Source organism: Synechococcus sp. R6-10, from assembly GCF_047461815.1.
Classification (GTDB): Bacteria; Cyanobacteriota; Cyanobacteriia; order Thermostichales; family Thermostichaceae; genus Thermostichus.
Map to the genome: position 1 here is coordinate 1 of NZ_JANSHW010000322.1, position 9,158 is coordinate 9,158.

At 57.3% G+C, this 9,158-nt stretch carries 6 protein-coding genes; 3 read left to right on the top strand and 3 right to left on the bottom strand.

Going from position 1 to position 9,158, the window contains the following annotated elements:
• Together NW837_RS09605 and NW837_RS09610 are read left to right on the top strand one after the other, a co-directional pair.
• On the top strand, nucleotides 1–1,140 hold a 1,140-nt coding region (locus NW837_RS09605; RefSeq protein ID WP_414331050.1), incomplete at its 5' end, for an HhoA/HhoB/HtrA family serine endopeptidase.
• Between the two features lie 67 nt (nucleotides 1,141–1,207).
• The gene (locus NW837_RS09610) at nucleotides 1,208–2,812 is read left to right on the top strand and encodes a serine/threonine-protein kinase (protein ID WP_414331052.1); all 1,605 of its coding nucleotides are present in this window, start codon (nucleotides 1,208–1,210) and stop codon (nucleotides 2,810–2,812) included.
• 35 nt (nucleotides 2,813–2,847) lie between these two features.
• Here NW837_RS09610 and NW837_RS09615 read toward each other — a convergent pair whose 3' ends face one another.
• From NW837_RS09615 to NW837_RS09625, 3 genes are all read right to left on the bottom strand, one after another.
• Nucleotides 2,848–3,189 (bottom strand): hypothetical protein, encoded by a 342-nt coding sequence (locus tag NW837_RS09615; protein ID WP_414331053.1) that lies wholly within the window; start codon nucleotides 3,187–3,189, stop codon nucleotides 2,848–2,850.
• A complete protein-coding gene (locus NW837_RS09620) occupies nucleotides 3,167–3,967 on the bottom strand; it encodes a hypothetical protein (RefSeq protein WP_414331055.1) in 801 nt (266 codons plus the stop codon). The genes NW837_RS09615 and NW837_RS09620 overlap by 23 nt, the downstream gene beginning before the upstream one ends.
• Before the next feature lie 389 nt (nucleotides 3,968–4,356).
• The gene (locus tag NW837_RS09625; protein WP_414331058.1) at nucleotides 4,357–5,715 is read right to left on the bottom strand and encodes an FAD/NAD(P)-binding oxidoreductase; all 1,359 of its coding nucleotides are present in this window, start codon (nucleotides 5,713–5,715) and stop codon (nucleotides 4,357–4,359) included.
• 373 nt (nucleotides 5,716–6,088) lie between these two features.
• Here NW837_RS09625 and NW837_RS09630 point away from each other — a divergent pair, with 373 nt between their 5' ends.
• A complete protein-coding gene (locus tag NW837_RS09630) occupies nucleotides 6,089–8,854 on the top strand; it encodes a cation-transporting P-type ATPase (protein ID WP_414331061.1) in 2,766 nt (921 codons plus the stop codon).
• Nucleotides 8,855–9,158: the final 304 nt, after the last annotated feature.

Genomic DNA, 9,158 nt, shown 5'->3' on the forward strand with positions numbered 1-9,158 from the left:
CAGCAAACTCCTCTGGTCACTTGGACGCAACGGGCCGGTGAGGGAGTAGGATCCCTTTTGCCCTGGTCTGAGCCCCGCCCTGAGGCTGCGAATTCTGCTCCTCCCGCCGATGCTGTCCGGCCTTCCAATTTTATTGCTGCAGTCGCCCAAAAGGTCGGCCCAGCGGTGGTGCGCATCGATGCCACCCGCACTGTGTCGAGGGGGGTCAACCCAGAACTGTTCAACCAGCCCCTGTTTCGCCGCTTCTTTGGAAATCAGATACCGCAGTTGCCGCAGGAGTTTCAGCAGGAGGGCACCGGATCGGGCTTTATCATCGACGCCAGTGGCCTGATCCTCACCAACGCCCATGTGGTGGAAGGCAGCGAGCGAGTCAGGGTTCATCTGCTGGATGGGCGCACCTTTGAAGGAGAGGTGAAGGGCTCAGATCCGGTTACCGATATCGCAGTGATCAAAATTGAGGGGGAGAATCTGCCCACGGTTACCCTGGGTAACTCTGACTTGGTGCGACCAGGGGATTGGGCTATTGCCATTGGCAACCCGCTGGGCCTAGACAATACCGTGACTGCCGGGATCATCAGTGCTGTTGGGCGCTCCTCCGGGCAAATTGGGGCTGTCAACAAGCGGGTGACTTTCCTGCAAACGGATGCGGCCATCAACCCCGGCAACTCGGGCGGCCCGTTGCTGGATGCGGAAGGGCGTGTGATTGGGGTGAATACGGCCATCTTCCAGCGAGCTCAGAGCGTCGGCTTTTCCATCCCCATCAACCGCGCCATGGACATTGCCGAGCAATTGATCCGGAATGGTCGGGTAGAGCACGCTTTCTTGGGCATTCGCATGATCACCCTCAACCCTGACATTGTGGCGCGCCTCAACCGCGACCCCGCTCGTCCCACCACGCTGACAGTGGAAGAAGGGGTCTTGATCGGGCAGGTGATTTCGGGATCCCCAGCTGAGCAAATCGGCTTGCAGGAAGGGGATGTGATCATCGAGGTCGATGGGCAGGCCATCCGCGATGCCGAACAGGTGCAGCAGTTGGTGGAAGCCGCTGGGGTGGGCAATACACTGACGCTGCGGGTCATCCGCGATGGACAGGCGCGCACCTTCCAGGTGAAAACTGGAGTGCTGCCCTCGGACTTCTAGGGGGCTCCATAGGCCAGCAACTCTCTGATCCCTGTGACAGAATGGCAGTAGGGGCAGGGATCCAGATATGGCTTGGGCAGTTGGTGAACAATTGCAAGGGGGACGCTACCGCATCGAGGCCGTTTTGGGGGAGGGGGGCTTCGGCATCACCTACCGGGCCTGGGATAGCGTTCGCGCCGACCAGGTGGTTATCAAAGTTTTGAACGACAGCCTTCGTGAGGATCCCGAATATCCCCGCTTCCAGCAGAACTTCATGAACGAGGCGCTGCAACTGGCCCGCTGCCACCATCCCCATGTGGTGAAGGTGGAAGAAGTGATCTGGGAGCAGGAGCGGTGGTGTATTGTGATGGAGTACATCCGCGGCCAGACTCTGCACCAGCTTCTGCGGCAAAAAGGGCCGTTGCCCCTGCCGGAAGCCCTGCGCCTGACGCGGGAGGTGGGATCTGCCCTGATGGCCTTGCACGAACAGGGGATCCTGCATCGGGATGTGAAGCCATCCAACATCATGGTGCGGGAGGGATCCCAGCAGGCGGTGTTGATCGACTTCGGCCTAGCTCGCGGCTACACCCAAGGTCTGATCCAACGCCACACCTCCTACGGCACCGATGGCTATGCTCCTCTAGAGCAATACGACAGCTTGCGCCGCCGCGGCGCCTTCACCGATGTCTACGCCTTGGCAGCAACCCTCTACACGGCGCTGACGGGGATGGTGCCTATGTGTGCGCCAGTGCGGGCCACAGGCCGCCAGTTGGATACCCCTCGCAGCCTTAACCCCAACATTCCCGAGGTTGTGGAGGCTGCCATTCTCAAAGGGATGGCTCTCCACCCAGAAGAGCGCCCGCAAACCATGGCCGAGTGGCTGGCACTGTTACCGGCAGAAGCCTCTCAACAAGGGAGGAAGCCGGTTGCTTTTGAGCCAGCCATCCGCACCCAAGAGCTGAGGGAGCTGGAGCAGATCTTGGCCCAGCCTCCACAACCCCAAGACGAGCTGGAACAGCTCCTGTCCCGGCACTCGGCGGAAGAGCTAGAGCAACTGGTGGCACCTCCCACCCCTGCCACTGCCAAAAAAGCTGGAAGAGAAGAGGGATCCGGATCCCTGATTTTTCCTGAGGTCTGTCCAGAGGAGAGAGGGAAGGGGGGATCCCTGCCCGGAACTCTCTCTTGGCCAGAGTGGGTGGGGGAAGCAGCCCCTGCCTTGCAAGGTCTGTGGGATCGGCTGCGAGCGGGGCAGTGGGGGGAGGCGGATCGCTGGACGACAGCCCTGATGCTGAAGCTTGCTGGGCGCTCGCAAGTGGGCTTTTTTGATCCCAAGGATGTTCAGGCCTTCCCCTGCCCCATGCTGCGGCTGATTGACCAACTGTGGGTGCGGGCCAGCCAAGGGCGCTTTGGCTTTAGCGTTCAAAAGCAACTGTGGCAAGGATGCGACCCCGGAGGAACCTCAATAGGCAGATCGCGATCCTTCTCCGCCTTGCCCCGCGAAGAGTGTATGGGGGAAGCCGTGGGTTGGCGGATCCAAGGTCGCTGGCTGGGGTACGGCGAGCTCAAAACCAGCCTGGATGCACCGCCAGGACATCTGCCTGTCGGCTTTTTTTGGGGCTACTCGGGTGGCTTGCGCTCGGCGCTGCTGACGCTGGATCGAGTGGTGCTGAAAAAGCTAAAAGCCTGTTTCTAAAAAACCTGGCTTGAAATGACTAAAATGGGTAGCCATCAATTCTTGAAAGGGGAGATGCTCTTTTCTTGTGGGTTTTCGCGAATAGCTAGACCCAAGTGAATCAATGCCGTCTCAACGGTATTGACCTGCTCTGCTAAAGTTTTCCACCCTCTTGCCTTTAAGCCATAACATTTGCCAAAGTAAGCTCGAGCTGCTGCAAAGGAAGCAAAGGTTTTTTTAAGAGTCGCTACGGTCCAGGGCTTGGCATTCAGCCGCAGCCAATTTCGTTGACCTTGCTGCTGTTGCTCGGTGATGAGTTGGTCTGTCAAGCTAACAAGCTCAGCATAGTTGCGCCGCGAGGTCGCGATTGCCGTTTCAAGACTCTCGATGAGACCCATGGTTGTTCTCCTGAGGCAACTTCCCTTGATAAGACTCCTGTTCTTTCTCCTGAAGCAACTTTCTAGAACCGGCAGAGAGCAAGTTGGTTTCAAAAACAGACTTGATGTTGTTCAGGTAACTTTGCAATAAGCTCTTAACCCATAGGATGGGAATTTGGTTTACCGCATTCTGAAGCTGGTCGAAGAGATGCTTGAGCTGCTTCAGAGCTACGATAGCATGACCGAGAACTTCTTGCGCTTGAAGCTGCTCTTCCACAAGCTCTCTCATTCTGTTGGCTAGCCGCTGATTCTCAAGTTCTTTCTCGGTGAGCAAACTAAGAGCTGCTTCCTCAGTCTCGACTATTTTAAATTCAAGTTTTTGGTTCTGCTCTTCCAGAAACTCAATCTGCTTAGTTAGTAAATCCGCCTCAACCCTAAAGCTAATACCTCTATTCGCTGGAAAGCTAATAAGTAGGTCGCTGTACTCTTGCTCTTGAAGCTGCAGCTCTCTGAGTACAGGCTCTGCTAGTTCGGATAAGACTTTGTGAGCTAATCCTACTTTCAAAGTATCTCCGCCGCCGTGTCCGGGAATAGGAATTCTTAAATCACCCCGAACAGCCTGCGTGCTATGTCTGGCACGTCGCTGAACAATTTCCCAGCCCCACTCTTTTGCTTGACGCAAAATATCCCGTTTTCGCCAATTCCTTGGAGCCTGAATAATGGCTTGGATATTTCTCTGCTGCTCTATAATTTCATTTCGCCTCTTGATGAGATACCCTAGCTCTTCTTCGTCGGACATATGATAACATCCTTAGATGAGACTTTCACACTTAGCCTATTCGGTCTTTACGGAGACTAGGGGAAAGTTATGCGGCAAAGCCTTACATCTCAAAAAACATTGATACTAAGAAATATTTTGTAGCTTTGTCCGCGATCTTCCTCAGTAATTCCCAGGACAATCTAGAGGCAGTCAGACTTGGTTCTGCTTGCGAAAAAGGGTGAGTGGCTGGGGTTGGGGAGCTTACAGCCGGCTTGGAAGGGCCAAAAATCACCTGCCGGTGGGCTGTTCCGCGAATACTCAGGCGGCCTGCGCACGGCGCTGCCGATGCTGAAAAGGCTAAAAGCCTGCCTCTAAAAAAACTCCCCTCTCCCAGAGGAGAGGGGTCAGGGGCGAGGGATCCAAGAGCCTTAGTAGCGGTGCACCAGCTTGTTGATGGGCTTGAAGATGTCTGCCTCAAACTTTTTGCCCTTGAGCATGCGGTTCCAATAGAGCCAGGGTAATAGATGCACCTTGGCTAGGTACATGGAGTAGCGCTCCCGCGTCGGATCCAGCGGGAAGGAGGGAGCCAGTTTCCCCCCGTAGGCAAACTCCGCCATGATTAGGGAGTTATAGCCTGTGATCAGGGGACAACAGGTGTAGCCATCATACTGGGCCACCGGGGGCTTGGACTGCATGGCAGCCAAGAGATTTTCGGCCAGTACCGGCGCTTGCTTGCGGGCGGCAGCCGCCGTTTTGGACGTTGGCAGAGAAGAGGCATCTCCCAAGGAAAACACGTTGGGGTAGCGGGTGTGCTGCAGCGTTGCCTTATCCACATCCACCCATCCTCCCGGCCCGGCCAGGGGGCTGCGCTTGACAAAGTCCGGAGCGCTCATGGGCGGAGCCACGTGGATCATGTCGTAGTGCAGGCTCACCTCTTCTTTGCCGTTGTCAGTGGTGACTTCAAAGATGGCTTCCTGAGTCTCAGGCCGGATGGCTTTGAGGTTGTGCTTGAATTTCACCTGGATCCCTCGCCGCTCTACCACCTTCTCCAGGGCAGCACTGTACTCCGGCACGGCAAAGAGAGTGGGAGTGGCTGTGCAAAAGAGAACCTTGGTGTTGACGCCAACCCCACTTTTGCTTTTGAAGACATCGTCGGCCAGGTACATGATTTTTTGGGGGGCGCCGCCGCACTTGATTGGCGTAGCCGGGTACGTGAAGATGGCTGTTCCTCCCTTGAAGTTGCGGATGGTCTCCCAAGTGTAGGAGACGTAGTCCTTGGAGTAGTTGCTGGTTACTCCTCCTTTGCCCAGCGCCTCCGGCAAGCCCTCGATCAAGTGCCAGTCGATTTGGATCCCTGGGGCAACGATGAGGTAGTCATACTGAATGATCATGATCTGCCCGCTCTCTGTGATCACGCGGTTGTGATCCGGATCTAACTCCGCCACGCGTGCTTGGATCCAGGTGGCTCCCTTGGGGATCACAGTCCTTTCGTCCCGGATAAACTTGGCCAGGGGGGCAATACCTCCCCCTACCAATGTCCAGCCCGGCTGGTAGTAGTGCTTGTCGGATGGCTCGATGATCGCGATGTCGAGGTTACGCTTGCGCTCCAGCAACTGGGCCGCTGCGCTGATGCCGGCAGCCCCTCCTCCCACTACAACAATTTGATGGTGAATGACAGGTTGCGAAGTTCTGGAGGTGGATCCCTCGACGCCAGGGCGCCCGTTCGTTTGGGTGGAGGCGGGTGGGGATTGGGTTTTGAGTTCCATTGGCTTAGTAGTCGTTGACACAGCAGTTTCCTCAAACAGAACTGAACTTGAGCTCAAGAAGCTGTTTAGTTTAATGCGGAAGAACCTGTTAAATGACAGCCAACAACCCCGAACTGGCAATCTGTAGAAGACTCTGCAGATTGCCAGCCTTCAGGAGCTGCAGCTGGGAAACAATCGTAATCATAACACCCGATAAGAATATAGCCATTTTTTCAAGCTGTCGAGAATTTGAGGCAAATCTTAGCCTAGGACTTAGGCTTTGTTGACGCTGGGGGGAACAGCGGCACTTCTGGGGGGTAAGCGGCGTCGGCTAGGCTGTGGACTGTACGAGGGATTTGCCGTTGAATTCACGGCTGGCTTTCAAGTTCTGTTGCGATTCAACTAGAGACCTGCGATGGCAAAATCCGTCTCCCCTGACTCATTGCCGGCAGCTCCCTGGCACGCCCTGCCCGAAGAGGAAGTTGCCCGCCAAATTGTTGCAGAGGAACTGCCTCTGGCAGCGCTTTTGGAGCGGGGTCTATCTCAGGCTGAGGTGATCCAACGGCAGAAGCAATATGGCCCCAACGAGCTAAAGGCCAAGGCAGCTACCCCGGCCTGGGTGAAGTTTCTGCAGCAGTTCAACCAATCCTTGCTCTACATCTTGATGGTTGCCGGGGCGGTCAAGGCGTTCTTTGGATCCTGGCGCAATGCCATCGTGATCTGGGCGGTGGTGGTGATCAACGCCCTCATCGGCTACATCCAAGAGTCCAAAGCGGAGGAAGCGATCGCCGCCCTGGCTCGGTCGGTGGTGACGGAGGTTACTGTCATCCGGGAGGGGCAAAAACTGCGGGTGCCCTCGCGGGAGCTGGTGCCGGGGGATGTGGTGCTGCTGAGTTCGGGAGATAAGGTGCCCGCCGACCTGCGCTTGCTGAGCGTGCGCAACTTGCAGGTGGATGAATCGGCCCTGACAGGGGAGTCGGTGCCGGTGGAAAAACGGCTGGGATCCCTGCCAGAGGAGACTTCTCTTGCGGACCGCCAGAACATGGCCTACGCCGGCAGCTTCGTCACCTTCGGCCAAGGGGCAGGAGTGGTGGTGGCCATCGGCAACCAAACCCAGACGGGCCGCATTTCTGAGCTGATCGAGGAAAGGGGATCCCTGCAAACCCCCCTGACTCGCAAGTTCGAGGAATTCAGCCTCATGCTGCTCAGGATCATCCTCAGCTTGGCCGGGCTCACCTTTTTGGTGGGATTGGCTCAGGGACAGGGGGCGGCCAGTGTCTTTGAGGCGGCAGTGGCGCTGGCGGTGAGTGCTATCCCCGAAGGCTTGCCGACGGTAGTCACTGTAACCTTGGCGATTGGGGTTTCCCGCATGGCAAAACGCCACGCCATTATCCGCAAGCTGCCGGCGGTGGAGACCCTGGGCAGCGCTACGGTAATTTGCTCTGACAAAACCGGCACCCTCACGGAAAACCAGATGACGGTGCAGGCCATCTACGCCGGATCCCAGCTCTACCAAGTTACGGGCAGTGGCTACAGTCCTCAGGGACAAATCCTGGCCCAGGAGGGGGGTGATCCAGTGGAAGTGGAGCGGCTGCTGGCGTTACAGGCTTGTCTCTTGGCCGGCTGCCTCTGCAACGACACCCGCCTCCAACCCAAGGACAAGGGCCAGTGGGAAGTTGTAGGGGATCCGACCGAGGCGGCTCTGCTTGTGGCGGCTCAGAAAGGGGGCTTGGATCGAGAAGATCTGCAGCGCTGCCGCCCTCGCCTAGATACCCTCCCCTTTGAATCCCAGTTTCAGTACATGGCCACCCTGCACCGGCTGGGGCCAGAAGAGCATTGCCTCTATGTCAAGGGATCCGTAGAGGCTCTCTTGTCCCGCTGCCATAGCCAGATGGGATCCCAGGGGGAGATCCAGCCTCTGGAAGAGGAGCGGATTCGCCAGCAGGTGGAGGCCTTGGCACGGCAGGGGCTGCGAGTTCTGGCCTTTGCCCAAAAAACCGTCCCCAGCAGCCAAACTCGGGTGGATCACCCAGATCTGCAGGAGGGTTTAATCTTCCTCGGTTTGCAGGGAATGATTGACCCGCCGCGGCCGGAGGCCATTGCCGCCGTGCGTTCCTGTCAAACGGCTGGGATCCAGGTGAAGATGATCACCGGCGACCACGTGCTCACGGCTCAAGCCATTGCCGAGCAGATGGGCCTGGGGGGTGGAAAACCTGTGCAAGCCTACAGCGGTCGAGATCTGGAGCAGCTCAGCCCGGAGGAATTTGTGGAAGCTGCCAATCGGGGATCCGTCTTTGCACGGGTGGTGCCAGAGCAAAAGCTGCGCCTGGTGGAAGCTCTGCAAGCGCGGGGGCAGATCGTGGCCATGACCGGCGATGGCGTCAACGACGCTCCGGCCCTAAAGCAAGCAGATGTGGGGATTGCCATGGGGCGAGGCGGCACCGAAGTGGCCAAAGCTGCTGCCGACATGATCCTGACCGATGACAACTTCGCCTCCATTGAGGCAGCCGTTGAGGAGGGGCGCACGGTTTACAACAACCTGCTCAAAGCCATTGCCTTCATCCTGCCGGTGAACGGGGGGGAATCGATGACGATTCTCCTCAGCGTGCTGCTCAACCGCGAGCTCCCCATTCTGGCCATTCAAGTGCTGTGGCTAAACATGATCAACTCCATCACCATGACGGTGCCTCTTGCCTTTGAGCCGAGCACAGGCCGAGAGATGACCCGCCCGCCGCGGGATCCGGAGGCCAACTTGCTCTCTCCTAGGCTGCTGCAGCGCATCCTGCTGGTGTCCGTGTTCAACTGGATCTTGATCTTCGGGGTTTTTGAATACATCGAACAGACCACCGGCAACCTTAACCTGGCCCGCACCATGGCCATCCAAGCGTTGGTGATCGGGCGCATCTTCTACTTGCTCAGCCTCAGCCAGGCCATTCCTACCCTGTTGGGCCGTGGACGTGCCAGCCAATTGGAGCGCCATGAGCGCCTCATGGATACAGCAGCCATTGCCATCGGCATTGGGGCGGCCATCCTGCTGCAGATCCTCTTCAGCCAGTGGAGCCTGTTCAACATTATCTTCGACACAGCACCCCTGTCTTGGGAGCAATGGGGCTTTTGTTTGCTGGTGAGCTTGCCACTCATCGTTGTCTCAGCGGCAGCCAATCGAGTGGATCCTGAATGAATAACTTGCTTTGGGCAACTCGCGCTCACTGCGCTCCCATCTGAAGAAGTGCCGAAGAGGGGATCCCTCAGCCATTACTCAGATGTAGCCGGCCTCTGCCAAGAGATAAAAATGCCTGCTGGCCTAGGTCTGATGGCATCCAGCTTCACACCGCTCTGGCTGTCTTTTCGACCGATTTGCGCAAGGCAATCACCATCTCAGCGGCGGTTTTTTGGAAAGTCGAGCCTGTTTTCTGGCTGTGATCAGAGTTTGGGGCAGCCGACGAGTGGGGATGAGGCTGTAGAAAGCGGTGAGTCGGATCTAC